General features: G+C 73.6%; 17 protein-coding genes and 1 tRNA gene. 9 read left to right on the top strand and 9 right to left on the bottom strand.

Going from position 1 to position 18,336, the window contains the following annotated elements; genetic code table 11:
* The first annotated feature begins 70 nt into the window (after positions 1-70).
* From JW613_RS05075 to JW613_RS05055, 5 genes are all read left to right on the top strand, one after another.
* Positions 71-1,051 carry an ABC transporter ATP-binding protein gene (locus tag JW613_RS05075; RefSeq protein ID WP_209209478.1) on the top strand — a complete coding sequence of 327 codons (981 nt, stop codon included), beginning with the start codon at positions 71-73 and terminating at the stop codon, positions 1,049-1,051.
* The gene (locus JW613_RS05070; protein WP_209209477.1) at positions 1,048-1,869 is read left to right on the top strand and encodes an ABC transporter permease; all 822 of its coding nucleotides are present in this window, start codon (positions 1,048-1,050) and stop codon (positions 1,867-1,869) included. Before JW613_RS05075 ends, JW613_RS05070 begins: the two co-directional genes overlap by 4 nt.
* Before the next feature lie 120 nt (positions 1,870-1,989).
* On the top strand, positions 1,990-3,375 hold the full coding sequence (locus tag JW613_RS05065; protein WP_209209476.1) for a sensor histidine kinase: 1,386 nt from the start codon (positions 1,990-1,992) through the stop codon (positions 3,373-3,375).
* Positions 3,368-4,006 (top strand): response regulator transcription factor, encoded by a 639-nt coding sequence (locus JW613_RS05060; protein WP_209209475.1) that lies wholly within the window; start codon positions 3,368-3,370, stop codon positions 4,004-4,006. Before JW613_RS05065 ends, JW613_RS05060 begins: the two co-directional genes overlap by 8 nt.
* Before the next feature lie 90 nt (positions 4,007-4,096).
* A tRNA-Gly gene (locus JW613_RS05055) sits at positions 4,097-4,169 on the top strand.
* 118 nt (positions 4,170-4,287) lie between these two features.
* On the opposite strand, the gene JW613_RS05050 is transcribed toward JW613_RS05055, so the two are convergent.
* From JW613_RS05050 to purD, 4 genes are all read right to left on the bottom strand, one after another.
* Positions 4,288-5,220 (bottom strand): phosphoribosylaminoimidazolesuccinocarboxamide synthase, encoded by a 933-nt coding sequence (locus JW613_RS05050; protein WP_209209474.1) that lies wholly within the window; start codon positions 5,218-5,220, stop codon positions 4,288-4,290.
* Between the two features lie 188 nt (positions 5,221-5,408).
* Positions 5,409-7,040, bottom strand: coding sequence for a N,N-dimethylformamidase beta subunit family domain-containing protein (locus JW613_RS05045; RefSeq protein ID WP_245225018.1), 1,632 nt, complete (start codon positions 7,038-7,040; stop codon positions 5,409-5,411).
* A gap of 131 nt (positions 7,041-7,171) precedes the next feature.
* Positions 7,172-9,184 (bottom strand): hypothetical protein, encoded by a 2,013-nt coding sequence (locus JW613_RS05040; protein WP_307865790.1) that lies wholly within the window; start codon positions 9,182-9,184, stop codon positions 7,172-7,174.
* 347 nt (positions 9,185-9,531) lie between these two features.
* Entirely contained in the window at positions 9,532-10,806 is a 1,275-nt protein-coding gene (purD, locus tag JW613_RS05035; protein WP_209209473.1) for a phosphoribosylamine--glycine ligase, read from the bottom strand.
* Between the two features lie 202 nt (positions 10,807-11,008).
* Between purD and JW613_RS05030 the strand changes: the two genes are divergently transcribed.
* Entirely contained in the window at positions 11,009-11,704 is a 696-nt protein-coding gene (locus JW613_RS05030) for an SLATT domain-containing protein (protein ID WP_209209472.1), read from the top strand.
* 76 nt (positions 11,705-11,780) lie between these two features.
* Here JW613_RS05030 and JW613_RS05025 read toward each other — a convergent pair whose 3' ends face one another.
* From JW613_RS05025 to JW613_RS05005, 5 genes are all read right to left on the bottom strand, one after another.
* Complete coding sequence (locus tag JW613_RS05025) at positions 11,781-12,440, bottom strand: putative DNA-mimic protein (protein ID WP_099883079.1); 660 nt, start codon at positions 12,438-12,440, stop codon at positions 11,781-11,783.
* A gap of 84 nt (positions 12,441-12,524) precedes the next feature.
* Positions 12,525-13,454: an alpha/beta fold hydrolase gene (locus JW613_RS05020; protein ID WP_209209471.1), complete on the bottom strand. Its 930-nt coding sequence runs from the start codon at positions 13,452-13,454 to the stop codon at positions 12,525-12,527.
* A complete protein-coding gene (locus JW613_RS05015; RefSeq protein WP_209209470.1) occupies positions 13,451-14,281 on the bottom strand; it encodes a GntR family transcriptional regulator in 831 nt (276 codons plus the stop codon). Before JW613_RS05015 ends, JW613_RS05020 begins: the two co-directional genes overlap by 4 nt.
* Positions 14,278-15,720 (bottom strand): aspartate aminotransferase family protein, encoded by a 1,443-nt coding sequence (locus JW613_RS05010; protein ID WP_209209663.1) that lies wholly within the window; start codon positions 15,718-15,720, stop codon positions 14,278-14,280. Before JW613_RS05010 ends, JW613_RS05015 begins: the two co-directional genes overlap by 4 nt.
* A 224-nt stretch (positions 15,721-15,944) precedes the next feature.
* Positions 15,945-16,574: a LysE family translocator gene (locus JW613_RS05005; protein ID WP_209209469.1), complete on the bottom strand. Its 630-nt coding sequence runs from the start codon at positions 16,572-16,574 to the stop codon at positions 15,945-15,947.
* 111 nt (positions 16,575-16,685) lie between these two features.
* Here JW613_RS05005 and JW613_RS05000 point away from each other — a divergent pair, with 111 nt between their 5' ends.
* From JW613_RS05000 to JW613_RS04990, 3 genes are all read left to right on the top strand, one after another.
* Positions 16,686-17,138, top strand: coding sequence for an Lrp/AsnC family transcriptional regulator (locus JW613_RS05000; RefSeq protein ID WP_099883068.1), 453 nt, complete (start codon positions 16,686-16,688; stop codon positions 17,136-17,138).
* A 96-nt stretch (positions 17,139-17,234) separates the two neighbouring features.
* Entirely contained in the window at positions 17,235-17,819 is a 585-nt protein-coding gene (locus JW613_RS04995) for a DJ-1/PfpI family protein (protein ID WP_209209468.1), read from the top strand.
* The gene (locus tag JW613_RS04990) at positions 17,816-18,325 is read left to right on the top strand and encodes a MarR family winged helix-turn-helix transcriptional regulator (RefSeq protein WP_209209467.1); all 510 of its coding nucleotides are present in this window, start codon (positions 17,816-17,818) and stop codon (positions 18,323-18,325) included. Before JW613_RS04995 ends, JW613_RS04990 begins: the two co-directional genes overlap by 4 nt.
* Positions 18,326-18,336: the final 11 nt, after the last annotated feature.

Genomic DNA, 18,336 nt, shown 5'->3' with positions numbered 1-18,336 from the left:
TGACGTTTGTCATCCGTACCCATGACCGCGTGCACTGCCCCCGCGGCCGGTTCGGCGGAAGCCTGGAGGCATGGATGCGATCGAGGTCGAGGGACTGAAACGCCGCTACGCGGGGCCGGTGAGGGCCGGGCGACGTGCCGGGGCGGCCGAGGGCGGGTTCGAGGCGGTGCGTGACATCTCCTTCTCCGTGCGGGAGGGAGAGATCTTCGCGCTGCTCGGCACCAACGGAGCCGGTAAGACCTCCACCGTGGAGGTGTTGGAAGGGCTGGCCCGCCCCAGCGCGGGGACCGTACGGGTGCTGGGGCTCGATCCGTTCGGCGAGCGGGCCCTGGTGCGGCCCCGTACCGGCGTGATGCTGCAGGAAGGGGGCTTTCCCTCCGAGTTGACGGTGGCCGAGACCGCCGCGATGTGGGCGGGCGTCACCAGTGACGCCCGGCCCCCGGGCGAGGCGCTCGAACTCGTCGGGCTGGGCGGGCGGACCGGCGTACGGGTCAAGCAGCTGTCCGGGGGCGAGCGGCGACGGCTGGATCTGGCGCTGGCGCTGATCGGGCGGCCCGAGGTGCTGTTCCTGGACGAGCCGACGACCGGGATGGACCCCGAAGGGCGCCGGGACACCGCCGATCTGGTGCGCGGGCTTCGGGCCGAGGGCACGACTGTGCTGTTGACCACGCACTATCTGGAGGAGGCCGAGCAGCTCGCCGACCGGCTGGCGATCATGCAGGCCGGACGGATCGTGGCGTCCGGCACCCCGGACCAGGTGGTGGCGCAGCGCCCCTCGCGGATCACCTTCCGGCTGCCCGCGGGGGTCGCCCCCGAGCGGCTGCCGCTGAGCGTTCCGGCCGCGGCGGACGGGCGGAGCGTGACGGTCAAGACGCACGAACTGCAGCCGGCGCTGACCGATCTGCTGCTGTGGGCCCGCGAGAACGGCGTCGCGTTGGAGGGCCTGCAGGCGAGGTCGGCCTCGTTGGAGGAGGCGTTCTTGGAGATCGCCCAGGCGGGCAACCGGCCGGGGCACGGGGACGAGCGAGCGGTCATGGAGGTTCCGGCATGAGCGGGACGACGACCACGGCACGGGCCGCGCAGCGGGGGAGCCGGCCCCGTATCAGCAGCCTGTCGGCGCGGCGGGTGCGGGCGCTGGCCCGCGCGGAGCTGACGCTGCTGATACGCAACAGGCCGGCGCTGTTCGTGGCGCTGCTGCTGCCGACCGTACTCACCTTCTCGTTGAAGACCACCGCCGAGCAGGCCGATCTGTCGGGCACCGGGCTCTCGGTGGGTACGGCCGTACTGCCGGGCGCGGTGGGGATGGTGCTGCTGTTCGCCGTCTACAGCAATCTCGTCGGTGTCTATGTGGGGCGCCGCGAGGAGTTGGTGCTCAAACGGCTGCGCACCGGGGAGGCGGCCGACGGGGAGATTCTGGGTGCCGCCGCGCTGCCGTCCGTCACCATAGGTCTCCTCCAGTCGGCGCTGCTGCTGGCCGGCGGGGCGCTGCTGCTGGATGCGGGGGCGCCGGCCCGGCCGGACCTGCTGCTGGCGGGCCTGGTGCTCGGCGTGGTGCTGATGGCGGTGCTGGCCGCCGCGTCGTCGGCCTTCACCCGGACGACGGAGCTGGCGCAGCTCACGCCGATGCCGCTGATGTTGGCGACGTTCGCCGGTTCCGGGGTCTTCGTGCCGCTGGAGATCTACCCGGACCGGATCGCCGAGATCTGCCGCTGGCTCCCGATGACGCCGATCACGGACCTGCTGCGCGGTGCCTGGACGGAGCAGCTAGGTGGCGGGGAGACGCTGCGGTCGCTGGCGGTCGCGCTGGCGTGGACGGCGCTGGGCGCGTACGCGGTCGCCAAGCGGTTCCGGTGGGAGCCCCGCCGCTGACCGGCCGTCCGGGCGGCCGTCTCCGGTGGGAGCCCCGCCGCTGACCGGCCGTCGGGTCGGTCCGGTCGGGGGCCGCATACCGTGTGCCGTAGGTGGGACAGGAACGAGAGGCGGTCGCCGATGATCCGCTGGGGTCGGCACAAGCAGCGGAAGTGGCAGCAGCGCAGCAAGCTGGAGCAGGTCGAGGTCTCGACGCGCTGGATGCTGCTGCTCACGCCGTGGATCTACTTCGTCGGCGGGATGCCGCAGTTCCTGGTCCAGGTGGACGACCAGCAGTCGGCGAAGACGCTGAGCGGCGTCGTCGTCGTGCTGGCCGTCGTCCAGTGCGTGCTGGGGGTGCGCGGTCTGCCGCGCGGGATCGACTTCTATCTGGGGCTCGGCGAGGCCCCGCGCCGCCTGCTGGCCGCCGCCACGGTGACGTTCGCCCTCACCACGGCGGTGGTCACGGTGCTGGTCGCCCGCGACTGGGTGGGGGACGCCGCCGAGCCGGCGATGGCGCTGTTCGCCGGCGTCCCGAGCGTGACGGGGGTGTACGGGCTGGTCGTATCGCGGCGCCGGTCGGCGGCCGTGACGGCCGGCGGCTGCCTCTTCGTCTGCTGCCTCTTCGCGGCGGCGGGCATGGCGTGGCCGTCCCTGCTGGGCACCTTGTTCGTACTGGGCCTGGGCGGGCTGGTCGGGATCTTCTCGCCGCGCTGCTCCGCCTGGTACCTGGCCGTGATGCGGGAGCTCGACGAGGCCAAGGAGGCCCAGTCGCGGCTGGCCGTCGCGGAGGAGCGGCTGCGCTTCAGCCGGGACCTGCACGATGTGATGGGCCGCAATCTGTCGGTGATCGCGCTCAAGAGCGAGCTGGCGACCCAACTGGCCCGGCGGGGTTCGGAGTCGGCTCTCGCGCACATGGAGGAGGTCCAGCGGCTGGCGCGCCAGTCGCAGAGCGAGGTGCGCGCCGTCGTCCGCGGATACCGCGAGACCGGCCTGGAGACCGAACTCGCCGGGGCCCGCGCGGTGCTGCGGGCCGCCGGGGTCGACTGCCGTATCGAGTCCGCCGAGCTCGAACTGTCGCCCGGGGCGCAGTCGGCGCTGGGCTGGGTCGTCAGGGAGGGCGCCACCAACGTGCTGCGGCACGCGGAGGCGAGCCACTGTGCGATCCGCCTCATGGCCGGTGCGGCCGACACCGCCGTGCTGATCATGGAGAACGACGGTCTGCGGCCCGAGCCCACCCCCGGTGGCTCCGGCCTCACCGGTCTGAGCGAGCGGCTGGCGGCCCTGGACGGCGCCCTGACCGCCGAACGGGACGAGGCCGCGCGGCTCTTCCGGCTGCGGGCCGAGGTTCCGCTCTCCCGTGGCCACCGGGCGGTGCCACCGGTGGGGGAACCGGATGCGGGTGTGCTCGCCGACACAGACGCAGACACCGAGACCGACACGGACACAGACACCGACGCCCACGCCCGCGCCCACGCCGACGTCGGTGAGACGGCGGGTTCGGTGAGGGGAGAGGGCCTTGAGTGACCAGGGAACGGGACAGCACCCGGCGGCCATCCGGGTGCTGCTGGCGGACGACGAGCATCTGATCCGGGGCGCGCTGGCCGCCCTGCTGGCGCTGGAGGACGATCTGAGCATCGTCGCCGAGGCGGCCTCCGGGCCCGAGGCGCTGGCCATGGCGCGGGCGCACCGGCCGGACGTGGCCGTACTCGACCTCCAGATGCCGGGCGCCGACGGGGTACGGGTGGCCGTCGCGCTGCGGGACTCCCTGCCCACCTGCCGGACGATGATCGTCACCAGTCACGGCAGGCCCGGCCATCTCAAGCGGGCGCTGGCGGCGGGGGTCCGGGGCTTCGTGCCCAAGACGGCGTCCGCCGAGCAGCTCGCGGAGATCATCCGCACCGTCCACCGGGGCAGCCGCTATGTGGACCCGGAGCTGGCCGCCGACGCCATCAGCGCGGGCGACTCGCCGCTGTCCGCCCGCGAGGCGGAGCTGCTGGAGCTGGCCGCGGACGGGGCGCCGATCGCGGAGATCGCCGAGCAGGCGTCGCTGACCCAGGGCACCGTCCGCAACTACCTCTCGGCCGCCGCCGCCAAGCTGGGGGCCGAGAACCGCCACGCGGCGGCCCGGATGGCCCGCGAGCGCGGCTGGATCTGAGCAGCCCCCGGCACGGTCCCGGACCCGGGTGAGGTCCGGCTATACTGGGCCGCGCACCACGGCGGCCCGCTCGGGTCGGGCGTGGGATGTGCGGACGTAGCTCAGTTGGTAGAGCGCAACCTTGCCAAGGTTGAGGTCGCGAGTTCGAGCCTCGTCGTCCGCTCGGGATGCACAGCACAGCACGACAGCGGCCCCGGTCCTGCGACCGGGGCCGCTGTCGTGCTGTCTGCCGGGTGCCCTGCCGCGCGCTGCTGCGGCTGAAGGCTGTCGGCTGCGCGGCGTCAGCTCCAGGGGACGCCGGTGAGGCGTTCGTACGCCTCGATGTAGCGGGCGCGGGTGGCCTCCACGACCTCGTCGGGAAGCGCGGGCGGCGGCTGCTCGGAGGTGCGGTCCCAGCCCGATTCCGGGGAGACCAGCCAGTCGCGGACGTACTGCTTGTCGAACGAGGGCTGGGAGCGGCCCGGCTGCCACTGGTCGGCGGGCCAGAAACGGGAGGAGTCGGGGGTGAGCACCTCGTCGGCGAGGGTGAGCACCGGCTCGCCGTCGCCCGTGCCGTCACCGGTGCCGGTGTCGTCCCAGCCGAACTCGAACTTGGTGTCCGCCAGGATGATGCCCCGCTCCCGGGCGATGTCGCGGGCGCGGTCGTACGCGGCGAGGGTGGACTGGCGCAGTGCCGCGGCGGTCTCCGGGCCGACCCGGCGGGCGACCTCCTCGTAGGCGACGTTCTCGTCGTGCTCGCCCACGTCCGCCTTGGTGGCGGGGGTGAAGATCGAGCCAGGCAGCTCCGAGCCGTTCTCCAGGCCGTCGGGGAGGGCGAGCCCGCACACCGTCTGGGACTCCTGGTACTCGGCCAGCCCGGACCCGGCGAGATAGCCGCGGGCCACGCACTCGACGGGCACCATGCGCAGGGAGCGGCAGACGGTCGTGCGGCCCTCCCAGTCGGCGGGGGCACCCGCGGGAACGTCCGTGCTGATCACATGGTGAGGCAGCATGTCCGCGAGCTGCTCGAACCACCACAGGGACAGCCGCGTGAGGATGCGGCCCTTGTCCGGGATCTCGGTCGGCAGGACCCAGTCGAACGCGGACAGCCGGTCGCTGGCGACCATCACCAGATCGCCGTCCTGGTTCCGGTAGAGGTCGCGCACCTTGCCCGTGTGCAGGTGCACCAGGCCCGGGACCTGGGCGGGCTCGGGCTTTTCGACGAATCCCGTCACGTTCTTTCCTCCCTGGGGCAGCCGACTTACCTCGGCGGGTGCCCCGATTCTTCCTTGTCAGTTGAGGGAGGTGGTCAGCGGTGCCCACCGTGGGGGCTTCTCACCATGACGATTCACCCACCCGCCCGCAGCGGCCACCACGCGTCAGCGGCCGGACCCGTGCCGACGGCGGCGCTGCCCGCGCGGGCTCAGTCCCGTTTGCAGATGCGGTCCAGCAGATTGCTGGTGGCGCGCTGGATACGGGAGTCGATGTAGCCGGGGCGGTCCAGGGCGGGGGACCAGGCGAAGGTGCCGGAGGAGAAGACCAGGGCGCCGGAGGTGGCGCGGTACAGGGAGGTCTCCTGGTGGCGCAGGGCGCCGCCGCGGTCGCGGTAGGGCGAGTGCGCCAGCAGGATCCGCCAGGTGTGCTCGGGGAGCGCGGTGCGGGGGAAGTAGCGGTCGGCCTCGCCGGCGACGAGGCCGGGCAGTTCGTCGCCCTCGTAGGCGCCGGTGGCCTCCCACAGCCAGTGCTCGGCGTTGCGGACGATCAGCGGATAGGGCTCGGCGACCTGGCCGACGTACTGGATGCCCAGCAGCCCCTGCTCGGGCTCGCCCTGTTCGCGCCAGAGGGCGGGGCGCCCGGGCCCGCGCCGTTTTCGGCAGGTCAGCAACCGGTCGGGGGCGCCGGAGGGCAGCGCGTCGAGTTCGACCTGCCAGTACATGGTGTTGGCGGACAGGAAGACCAGCGCGGTGCCCGCGTCGCGGGCGCGCGCGACCGCCCGGCGCATGGGCACGGACCAGTATTCGTCGTGACCGGGGAAGACCAGTCCCCGGTAGCGCGTGGGGTCGATGTGTCCGGCGTGCAGATCGCGGGTGTCGGCGTAGGCCAGGTCGTAGCCGTACCGCTCGGCCCAGCGGATGAAGTCGTAGGCGTGGCCGACGTGCAGAGGGAGGCCCGAACCCGCGAAGGGGCGGTCGAAGGAGACGGTCATCGCCGCCTCGCTCTCGCCCAGCAGCCGCCCCTGGTCGTCCCAGGCGTGGTAGAGGCTGGCTCCGGTGCGGCCGTCCTCGGGGAAGAGGTTGTAGGCCTGCCAGGTGACGTCGGGGAGGACGAGCAGCAGATCGGCGGGGTCCCGGTCGCGAACGGTGAAGGGGATGTGCGAGCGGTGCCCGTCGGCGGTGGTCATGACGGCGACATAGGCGCCGGTCGACCAGTAGTCGGGGATCTGGAGCCGCCAGGAGAGCCACCAGTGGTGGCAGGAGACGGTGCGCTCGGCGGTGAGCGGCGCGGGCTGCATGATGCCGGACAGCCGCGGGCTGGTGGTGATCTTGGTGGCGCCCGCGCCGCCGTAGTGGCCGATGCGGTAGACGTCGACGCTGAAGGGCTGCGGCGGATTGACGGTGATCCGGAAGTCGATGGACTCGCCGGGCGGGGTGCCGCCCGCCACGGAGGCGAAGCCCTTGATCTGGCAGCGCACGTCGTCCGCGGTGGGCGGGGCGTTGCCGGACAGGCCGCGGCTGCGCGGCCTGGGGACGGTCTGGCCGCCGCCCGCCAGCTCGCGGACCAGTTCGGGCGTGCACGAGGTCTGGCCCGGTGCCTGGTCGACGCAGTCCACGTACCAGGGCACGAGGCGGCCGTTCTCGAAGTAGTTCTCACTCACCCGCAGCCAGGGCAGCGGGCCCTGACCGAAGGGATCGGTCACGGCGTGGGCCAGCGCGCCCGACTCCCATCGCCGGATCGGCTCGTCCCCGCCCACGAGAGGTGCGGGCTGTTCGTTCGCTGCGGGCTGCTCGGTCCGCTCGGCCGCACGTACGGGCTGCCCGGTCCGCTCTGTTCCCATGCTGCTCCCTCCCCGGCACCCTCGCTCCGTTCCACGGTGCTGCCGCTGTGCCGCGGGTGTGACGGCAGACAGCACATCACATTACGCAAGGGTGTGGTCACCCTTCGTCGCTAAATGGCTGGAGATGATCTTCAGACGAGCCGAACGGGCTTCTCCGGTCGCACGCCGACCGATGCCAGCCAGTCCCGCAGCCCGGCCGCCTCGCCGTCCTCGACGAGTGCGAGCACCAGGGCGCCCAGCTCGTTGCTCCGCTCGCCGTCGACGTACAGCGCCGGGCCGTCCAACCAGTCCAGACCCGGTGTGGCTCCCGCGGTGTCGACGGCGGCGCAGCAGACCGCTGCCGTGACGTGGTCGGCCAGCAGCTCCTTGCCGCCGCGCGGCGGCTGGAGCGGCAGCCCCATGGGGGCGAGGGGCGCGAGGTGTGTGTCCCCCGCACCCGGCAGGGACCCCGCGCCGGGGCTCGCACCGATGACACCGGGGGCGCTCGCCGCCTCCGCGCGCGCCACCTCCGCACTGATACGCGCGGCCAACGCATCGACACCGCCCGGCGACGCGAACCGGTCCAGCACCCGGGCCAACGTCGGTCCCGGCAGTTCGTGATCGGTCCCGTCGTCGGGCGCGGATCTGCCGTACCGGGAGGAGAGCGGCCCGTCCCCCTCGGCTGTCCTCGGTGCGGTGCCGACGGTCGTCGCCGGGGCGGGGCGGCCGACGGCCAGCGGGGGTGCCGCGCTCTCGGCGGGCCGGGGGGCGGCGGCCGGCTGCGCCGGACCGGTGGTGTCCAGTGCGGCGAAGAGACGGGCCGCCTCCGCACGCCAGATGCGGTCGACGACCTCCTCCGGATACGCCGACCACTCCACCGGGGTCCACTCCGGCGCCGCCTCGTGCGGTCCGGAAGCCGAGGGCAGCGGTGGGCGCGGCCCCAGGAAGAGGCGGGCGGCGAGCAGCGAGACGGCACCGTCCACGTTGCCCGGCTCCTTGAGCAGGTCGCAGGCGGGGCGCTCGCCGAGCCGCGAGGTGAAGCCCTCGGCGAGCCGGTCGCGGCGGGACAGCTCGGTCAGCGCGCAGACCACCCCCGCGTCCAGCCGGGTGGGCCACAGCCCGAGCCGCCAGGCGGGCAGCGCCACCCGGGTCAGCAGCCGGTCCCACCCGGCGTAGGCGAGGCCGACCTGTTCCTGAGCCGCGGCCCGCAGCCCGTGGTCGACGGCCTGGGCGCGGTCGGCTGCGGCAGCGGCGACGCCCTGCTCCATGGCGGCGGCGTGCGGACCGGCGGCGCGGAGCATCAGCCGGGCGACCGGCCCCACCAGACGGTGCACCACCCGGCGCAGCACGGCCGCGCCACCGCGCGCCGCGCGCCCGAGCGGCCCGGAGGGCGGGCGGGGACCGGAGGGGGCGGCCGTGCCGTGCGGCCCGGACTGCTCGGCAGGTTCCGGCGCTCCGGGCGGCCCCGGGCCCTGGGCCGAGGCGTGGCCGAACGCGTCCGGCCGCTCCATGGGGCGCTCGGCGTTGGCGACCGCCGCGTCCAGACCGCGTACGAAACGACGCGCGGCAGCTATGTCGGGATGTGCCGAGGGGCCGGTGCCCGCGACGACGGGGGCGAGCAGGGCCCGCAGTTCGGCGACGCGCATCCACCACAGGAACGGCGACCCGATGACCAGGACGGGAGCCGTGCCGCGCTGCCCGCCCCCACCCCTGGCCGAGCCCTCGCCCGTGGCGGTGCCGGAGTGCGTACGGTCCTCCAGCCAGCTGTCGCAGTCGGGGGTGAGCGCGATGGCGGACGGGGCCGGGACCTCCAGGCGGTCGGCGAGGTCGCGGACCAGAGCGTGCAGATCGGGGGCCGCGCGCTCGTCGACGGGGACCGTCGGCGAGACGGCCGGGCGGCCCCGGGCGATGACGAGACCGGCGACCGCGGCGCAGGCCAGCGCGACCACGGCGAGCCCGGTGACCGACCAGCGCGCCGTCTCCCAGCCGGGGCCGGGGCCGAACTGCCCCGTCGTACGCCCCACCCACAGGATCACCGCGGCGGCGGCCGGGAGCAGGGCCACGGCGAGCGCCGTGCTGCGCACCCGGAGCACGGCCAGGGCATGGGCGCGCGCGGAGCGCGCCACCGTCCGCCGGCCGAGGACTGGACCACCGGGACCGCTCACGTCTCACCCCCGCACCTTCCAGGCTTGCAGCCGGGCTCTCCGGCTTCCACCCACTGTGTCACCGTGCTCCGACACCGCAACGCGCGCTGCGCCGGACGACGGACGGTCCACCGGCAGTCGGTGGCACCGCGCGCGAGCAGCCCGTACGCCGTCCGCACACCGCTCGGGGCACGCCTGACGGCGGCGCCACCACGCTTGTCCGGAACCATAGTTGGGGCGCTGGCAGGCGTCAGCCGTAAGCGGGCGTCGTCACTCGATGGAATGGCTTTGGGGAGAGCTCTTGCCCGGGCAGGACCGGAGGTATATGGGTCGCGGTCGGCGGAACCGGCTCCGGCACCGCTGCCGGGTCAGCCCTCGGCGGCCTGCGCCGCGGCCCGCCGGGCGATGTCCGTGCGGTGGTGCGAGCCGGCCAGCCGCACCCGGCCGACTGCCGCGTACGCCCGCTCGCGGGCTTCGGCGAGGTCCGCTCCGGTCGCGGTGACCGACAGGACGCGGCCACCCGCGCTGCGCACCGTGCCGTCCTCGTCCGCCCTGGTTCCGGCGTGCAGGACGTACACCTGAGGGCCGTCCTCCTGTTCGATCTCGGCCAGGCCCTCGATGACATCACCCGTACGAGGCCCCGCCGGATAACCGTCGGCCGCGACCACGACGGTGACGGCCGCGCCGTCGCTCCAGCGCAGCGCCGGGAAGTCGGCGAGCGCCCCGGTGGCCGCCGCGTACAGCAGCCCGCCCAGCGGCGAACGCAGCCGCGCGAGGACGGCCTGCGTCTCCGGATCGCCGAACCGGGCGTTGAACTCGATGACCCGCACACCCCGCGAGGTGAGGGCCAATCCCGCGTACAGCAGCCCGGAGAACGGGGTGCCGCGGCGACGCAGCTCCGCCACGGTCGGCTCCAGGACCGTCGTGGTGATCTCGTCCACCAGCTTCGGGTCCGCCCACGGCAGCGGCGAATAGGCGCCCATACCGCCGGTGTTGGGGCCCTCGTCGGCGTCGTACGCGCGCTTGAAGTCCTGTGCGGGCTGCAGGGGAACGACGGTCTCGCCGTCGGTCACCGCGAAGAGGGAGACCTCCGGGCCGTCCAGGAACTCCTCGATCACGACGGCGCCACCACAGGCGCGGGCGTGGGCGCGCGCCTGCTCGATGTCGTCGGTCACCACGACGCCCTTGCCCGCGGCCAGGCCGTCGTCCTTGACCACGTAGGGCGGGCCGAAGGCGTCCAGCGCGGCGTCGGCCTCCTCGGGGGTGGTGCACACATAGCTGCGCGCGGTCGGCACCCCGGCGCCCGCCATGATCTCCTTGGCGAACGCCTTGGAACCCTCCAGCATGGCCGCCTCGGCGGACGGGCCGAAGACGGGGATGCCGCGTTCGCGGACCGCGTCGGCGACGCCCGCCACCAGCGGGGCCTCGGGGCCGATGACGACGAGGTCGGCGCGGACCTCCTCCGAGGCGGCGAGCGCGGCGACCGCGTCACCGTCGAGCGGGTCCACGGCGTGCGGCGTGGCCACCTCGGCGGTCCCGGCGTTGCCGGGCGCACAGTGCACGGCGCCGACCTCGGGATCGAGGGAGAGCGAGCGACAGATTGCGTGTTCGCGGGCACCGCCGCCAATGACCAGAATCCTCACGCCGCCAACCCTAGCGGCCCGTGCGGCGCCGCTTGAGCGGCCCTTACGAGTGATACGGCGGCGCCCTATACCCGATCGTGCGCCACTTCTGGGGGGAAATCGGCGCGGATCGTCGGCGTGGTCCCACTTTTGGCGGTAGGAAGGGAGGCCGCCGGAGCGCCGGGACCACCGGGACCGCCGGACACACGACGAAGGAGCATGGGTGAAGCGGGTCAAGCAGCCGGATCTGCTGGGGCGGGGGTTCCCGTCCGGGGACTGGAACGAGCCCGCCGAGCGCCTCGAAGAGCTGTACCAGTGGGTGGAGCAGGAGGCGATGCGCCTCGTCGAGTGGTATCTGGCGGACCGGGTACGCAAGCGCCGGTGGGCGCGCTGGCTGCGGGGCGGTGTGGTGGCAGGGGCCGCCGTGGGCGCCCTGGTGCCGCTCGCCGACCTGGCGGGCGTCGCCTTAGCGCAGGGGCGCTCCGGCTACATCGGCTATGTCGCGCTGCTGTGCGCCGCCGTCTGCGCCCTCGCGGACCGCTGGCTGGGACTGACGTCCGGATGGATGCGGGACGTCGCCGCCGCGCTGGCCATCCATCGGCGGCTGGAGACGCTGCGGTACGAGTGGGCTGCCGAGAACGTCCGCGAGGTCCTCGGCCCGGCCGAGGGCACGGCCGGTGAGGCGGCCGAACGGGCGCTCGCGGTGCTGCGGCGCTTCTCGGAGGACGTGAACGAGACCGTACGCGCCGAAACGGTCGACTGGATGGTCTCCTTCCGCACCGCGGGCTCCCCCCTCGTGCTGGCCTCGCAGAGCGCGGGCCCCGGCACACGGGGCGCCCCGCTGCGTCGGCTGCCTCCACCGCCCAACGGGTCCGGGGGCTGGGCCACCATGCCCCGCCAGCGGCCACCGGGCGGCTGACCGGTGGTCCCCGCCCTCGCGGGGCGCGCCTCCCCGGCCCGGGGGCCGGTGCGGGAGGCGCGTCCGCGCGAGGCGGTCAGCCGAACACGATCATCGACCCCTGGGCCAGACTGCGGGTGGCCGCCGCGTGCAGGCTCAGCCACACGTGCCGCTCCCTGCCGAAGGGGGTGCCGTCCTCGTAGCCGATGGCGGCGGAGGCCGCGGGCTCGTCCAGTTCGGTGGGGCGCAGCGGCGCGGCCGGTGCCGGCGGCGGGTTGTCCGGGTCGATCCCCAGGTGCGGGCCCACCAGCTGCAGTTCCCGCAGCAGGCCGTGGCTGGAGCCCAAGGGGCCGCCGCCCTCCAGCAGTTCGTCGTCGTACAGCGGGGCCTGGAAGTCCACCGGGATGTAGGCGCCCGCGTGGTCGTAGTGCCACACCAGATGCGACTGCTGCGCCGTCTGCTCGAACATCTCCAGGAGTTGCTCGTAGTCGCTGCCCAACTCCCCCACCGGCGTGACCTCCAGTCCGGAGGCCAGCAGCAGATAGGCGCGGCGCAGATAGTGCAGGGCCTCGTAGTCGAAGCCGGCGACCGGGGCGACGTCGCCGGAGAGGCCCGGCATGTAGCCGAAGACGGGCACCGTGGGCAGGCCGGCCTCGGTGAGTGCCCTGTCGTAGGTGGCGATCTCTTCCGAGAAGGGGTTGTCGGGGCTGTGGCAGAGCACATCGACAAGGGGTACGAGCCAGAGATCACAGGCCAAGGGGCGCTCCAATACCGTGAGGGACCTGCCTGCAGCCCAGCGTAGTGCGGCCTCCTGCGGTCCGTCCCCTGCCGGGCGTGAAGCTCACGCACCCGTTCCGGACCCGGGTGCGTCCCCGGAGCGCTCCGTCAGCGCCCGCAGCACCGCAGAGGCGTGCGTCCACAGCAGTGCGCCACCCGCTCCGGGCACAACCCGCCGTACGGCGCCCGGAACCCGTGCCGCCAGCCCTTCCCCCTGGTCGGGCGAGTGGCCGAAGTCCTGGTCGCCGTACCACAGATCGACCGGCACACCGATCGCCGCCAGGTCGATGCACCAGCGCCCCATGGCCAGCACCGTGTCGCGGGCGTAACCGTCGGGGCCCTGCGCGAACGCCTCCCGCAGCGCACCTCGGTAGGCCGCCGCGAAGTCGGCGCTCTCGTAGACGGCGCGGTCGCAGGGCGGGCTGCCGGCCAGCACCATCTCCCACATCCTCGCGGGGGTGAAGGCCGCGAACTCCGTGTGCGCCACCTCCGGTTCGCGGGTGGCGAGCGCGGTGAGGCGGTACAGGTCGGCGGGGAGTACGTCGGTGAAGGGCGGCTCGGCGAAGCGGGGGTCGGCCACCTCGTCGGCGCCGGAGACCACCGCCAGCGCACGGACCGCCCCGTGGGTCGCACAGGCCAGTGCGAAGGGCGCTCCCTGGGAGTTGCCCACCATCGCGGGCCGGTCCAGTCCGCGCGCCCCGGCGAACGCGGCGACGTCGGCGGCGAAGTCCGCGAACGTGCGGCCGGGCGCGGGCGTGGAGGCGCCGAGTCCCGGGCGGTCGAGGGCGATCAGCCGCACACCGAGCGCGTCGACGACGCCGGCGCCGAAGCCGAGGGAGCAGGTGGTGGCGGCGCCCGGTGAGAACAGGACGGGAACGCCGTCGGCCGGTCCCCACTCCGCCCACCCCAGTTCCCGGCCGTCCGGCAGCGGCGTGCGCCCGGTGCGGGCGGCGGGGGCGACCAGGGGGCGGACGTGATCAGGATGAACGTTCATACGTCCGATTCTGCGGAGCGGGCCGCCGAGTTGTCCGCAGCATTTTTCCGCAGGCCGTCCGTGCCGGCGCCCCTCGGGCCCGTCGCCGGACCGTCGGTGGCGGTGTCCGCGCCCACCTGGGCCAGCGCGTGGTGGTTGTAGGTGGCGATGACCTCGCGGGCCGCCCGCGCGTCCCCCGACTCGACGGCGTCCAGCAGCGCGTTGTGCCCGGACCACAGCCGGCCGCGCAGCGAGGCGTACCCGCGCAGCACCGGGACGGCGAACACCCAGCACTGGACGCGGAGCCGATCGAGGAAGTCGCAGACGTAGGGGTTGCCGAGCAGCCCGCTCAACTCCCGCCAGAATCGCAGGTCGTAGGCGATCAGCACATCGAGGTCCCCGGCGCGCGCCGCGCGTTCGGCGGCGTCGGCGCGGCGGCGTACGGAGGCCAGCACCTCGGGCCGCAGACCGCCGAGCGCCCGGCGGGCGACCGAGGCACCGGCGGCGGTCGCCGAGGTGCCCGCGCCGTCCGCCGGCTCCCCGGCGGGCTCCGGGGGGCCCTCGATCCCCTGGAAGACTCCGTCCACCACCAGCTCCCGCGCCTCGCACATGGCCCGGTAGTCCGCGAAGGTGAACTCGTGCACCCTGAAGCCGCGGTGCTGTTCGACGTCCAGCAGCCCCTGCGCCGCGAGATCGACCAGCGCCTCACGGACGGGCGTCGCGGAGACGCCGTACTGCTCGGCGATCTCCTTGACCGTGAAGTCGCGGCCCGTGGCGAGGCGGCCGGCCAGGATCTCGTCGCGCAGTGCCGTGGCGATCTGCGAGCGCAGGGTGCTGCGTTTGATCACGCCCCCGTGCCCCCTGCGTCCGCCGTCGCGGCCCCGGCACCCGCGGTGGTGTGTGCGTCGGCCGCGGTCAGGGCCTCGTCCAGCACGTCCAGACCCTCCTTGAGCTCGGCCTCGGTGATGTTGCACGGCGGTACGACGTGGGTGCGGTTCATATTGACGAACGGCCACAGGCCGCCGCGCTTGGCCGCAGCGGCGAAGTCGGCCATGGGCGCGTTGTCGGCGCCGGTCGCGTTGTAGGGGACCAGCGGCTCGCGGGTCTCCCGGTCACGCACCAGGTCGAGCGCCCAGAAGGCACCGGTGCCGCGCACCTCGCCGACCGAGGGGTGGCGGCCGGCCAGCTCGTGCAGCGCCGGACCGATGACGGTCTCACCCAGCTGCGCGGCGTGCTCGACGATACCCTCCTCGGCCATGGTGCGGATCGTCGCGACAGCGGCGGCGCAGGCCAGCGGATGGCCGGAGTAGGTGAGGCCACCGGGGTAGGGGCGCCGGTCGAAGGTCTCGGCGATCTTCGCGCCGATCGCGACCCCGCCGAGCGGCACATAGCCGGAGTTGACGCCCTTCGCGAACGTCAGCAGATCGGGTACGACGTCGTAGAGGTCGGCGGCGAACCAGGTGCCGGTGCGGCCGAAGCCCGCCATCACCTCGTCCAGGACGAGGACGATGCCATGCCGGTCGCAGATCTCCCGGACCCCCGCCAGATAGCCGGGCGGCGGCGGCATGATCCCGGCGGTGCCGGGGATGGTCTCCAGGATCACGGCGGCGACGGTCTGCGGCCCCTCGTACACGAGCGTCTGCTCCAGGTGGGCCAGCGCCCGCTCGCACTCCTGCTCCTCTGTCTCGGAGTAGAACGGCGTCCGGTACAGATGCGGCCCGTGGAAGTGGACGACGCCCGCGGTACCGCTGTCGGAGGCCCAGCGGCGCGGATCACCTGTGATGTTGATGGCCTGCTGGGTGCCGCCGTGGTACGAGCGGTAGGCGGAGAGCACCTTGGGCCGGCCGGTGTGCAGGCGGGCCATACGGATGGCGTGCTCGACCGCGTCGGCACCGCCGTTGGTGAAGAAGATCTTGTCGAGGTCGCCCGGGGTCCGCTCGGCGATCAGCCGGGCCGCCTCGGAGCGCGCCTCCACGGCGAAGGCCGGTGCGAAGGTGCACATCTTCGCCGCCTGCTCCTGGATCGCGGCGACGACCTTGGGGTGTGCGTAGCCGATGTTGGTGAAGACGAGGCCGCTGGTGAAGTCGAGGTACCGCTTCCCCTCGTAGTCCCAGAAGTACGCACCCTCGGCGCCCGCCACCGGGAGCGGGTCGATCTGCCCCTGCGCCGACCACGAGTGGAACACATGTGCCCGGTCGGCGTCGTACACCGCCTGACCGGCGGCGGGGTCCGGGACGAAGGTGGCTGTCGAGGCGGCGGACGGATCGGGCGATGAGGGGTGCTGCATTGTCACGGTCGGTACCTCGGTTCACTCGCGTGGTGTCCGCCCGGCCCAGGACGGACGCCTTCCGGGCGGGGAGGCCCCCGGAAGGGTGACAGCCAGCGTAATGTCGCCCTCCACTTCTGCGTGCGGGGAGGGCGTGGAGCGAGGTCAAACGAGAAGCGAAACGGCACGAGAAACGGCAGGAGAAAGGTGCGCGCCGGCCGGTCACCGTCCGCGGGACGGCCGCCTCAGTGCGGCAGCTGCTCCACCAGCAGCACGGCGCCCAACAGGATCATCGCGACCCCGGAGAGCCGGGTGATGACGCGGGCGGCGGTGGGGCGGGCACGCAGGACGGTACGGGCCAGCGAGCCCACACCCAGATAGACGGCGCCCGCGATGCACATGTGCAGCAGCCCCAGCAGCCCGATCTGCACGGCGAGCGGCCAGTGGCCGTGCTGGTCGGCGAACTGGGGCAGCAGCGCCACGTACAGCAGCAGCGCCTTGGGGTTCAGTCCGCTGACCCCGGCGCCCTTGAGCACCCGGGAGCGGGCGCCCGGTCCCGCGGCGGCGCCCTCCTCGGCGCGCGGCGGCCCGGCGTCCTTCGCCCCGGCGAACGTGGTGGCGCCGAGCCAGACGAGATAGCCGGCGCCCAGCATGGTGAGCGCCGTCAGTACGCCGGGCGTCCGGGCGACCACGGCCGCCACCCCCGCCACGACGACGGCCGTGAGCCCCACGTACCCCAGCATCAACCCGCCGACAGCCGGCACCACGGACCGGTCCCGCAACCCCGAGGTGATCGCATACGCCCAGTCCGCGCCCGGGACGAGGACGAGAAGAAAGGAAACGGCGAAAAACGCGGCTATGGAGCTGGCAGCCATCGGGCGGTCCTTCCTCTCTGACGGATACAGAGAGGAAGAATAGGAAGAATTGCCCCGAAGGTGTTCCCCGATCCAGTCGCCTGACGCGCCCCTGGTGGGAGAATCTTCCCCATGGACGACATGGACCGGCAGATTCTTGCGGAGCTCCAGAACGACGGCCGACTGACCGTCACCGAGCTGGCCGCCCGCGTAGGCCTCAGCCTCTCCCCGTGCCACCGCCGACTGCGCGAACTGGAACGCAGCGGCGCCATCCGCGGCTACCGCGCAGTGGTCGACACCGACGCCGTCGGGCTCACCTTCGACGCCCTCGTCTTCGTCACCATGCGCCAGGAGGACCGCACCACCATCTCCGCCTTCGAGCAGGCCCTCACCGAACTCCCCCAGGTCGTCCAGGCCCAGCGGCTCTTCGGCGACCCCGACTACCTGCTCCGCGTCGTCACCGCCGACCTGCCCGCCTTCCAGCGTCTCTACGACGAGAACCTCGCCACCCTGCCGGGCGTCCAGCGGCTGAGCTCGACGCTGGTGATGAAACACGTCGTACACGAACGCCCACTGCCCGCGTGATCCGCGGGTGGCGGCTCGCCCACGCTCCTACTTGACAGCACGCTGTCGAAAAGACAGTATTCTGTCATTCGCCATCGAGCGCCCATGGAGGCCGCCATGACCGTCCATCTCGCCGTGTACGACACCGTCGCCGACTGGGAGTACGGTCACGCCGTCGCCCACCTGCCCGGAGGGGTACGCACCGTCGGCCTCACCGGCGACACCGTCACCACCAAGGGCGGCCTGCGCATCGAGCCCGACATGACACTCGACGGTCTGCGGCCCCTGAGCAGCAGGCTGCTGATCCTGCCCGGCGCCGACAGCTGGACCAGCGGCGCGCTCGCCGACTTCGCGTACACCGCGCGGGAGTTCCTGCACGCGGGTGTGCCCGTCGCGGCCATCTGCGGAGCCGTCTACGGCCTCGCGGACGAGGGGCTGCTCGACGAGCGCGCGCACACCAGCGCCGCCCGGGAGTTCCTCCAGGCGGCCAACGGCTACCGGGGCGGCGACCGCTACCGCGACGCCGACGCGGTCACCGACCGCGATCTGATCACGGCCGGACCGACCGAACCCGTCGCCTTCGCCCGCGAGATCCTCTCCCGGCTGGGCGTCTACGAGCCCCCCGTCGTGGACGCCTTCTACCGGCTCCACCAGCACTCCGACCCGGAGGCCTACGCGATCCTCGCGGCGGCGCAGGCATGACGGGGCCGACGGCTGAGCAGGGCCGCCCGGCCGAGCGGCCCGTCGCGGCCCAGCCGCCGGGCGGGACCGAGCTGCTGAGCGAGACCGCGCTGGCCGTCTTCCGGCTCAACGGCCAGTTCCTGGCGGCGTCCGAGCTGATCGCCCGTCCGGCCGGGCTGACCGCCGCCTGGTGGCAGGTGCTCGGCGCCGTGCTCCGCGAACCGCTCCCCGTCTCCGGGATAGCCCGCGCCATGGGCATCACCCGGCAGAGCGTGCAGCGCGTCGCGGACCTGCTGGTCGAGCGGGGCCTGGCCGCGTACGAACCCAACCCGGCCCACCGCCGCGCCAAACTCCTCACCCCCACCCGGGAGGGCCGCGCCGCCGTCGAGCGCACCGTCCCCGGCCACGCCGATCTGGCCCGCCGCCTGTGCGAAGAGCTCGGCGGCGAGGCCGAGTTCGCCCGGGTGGCGGAGGCGCTGCGACGGCTCTCCGACGCGATGGAGGCCCTTCACCCGGAGAAGCCGTGAGCGGTGAGCGG

Source organism: Streptomyces smyrnaeus (assembly GCF_017676345.1).
GTDB classification, from domain to species: Bacteria; Actinomycetota; Actinomycetes; order Streptomycetales; family Streptomycetaceae; genus Streptomyces; species Streptomyces smyrnaeus.
The sequence above is the reverse complement of the archived record's forward strand: the minus strand, read 5'-3'. Positions and strand labels throughout refer to the sequence as shown.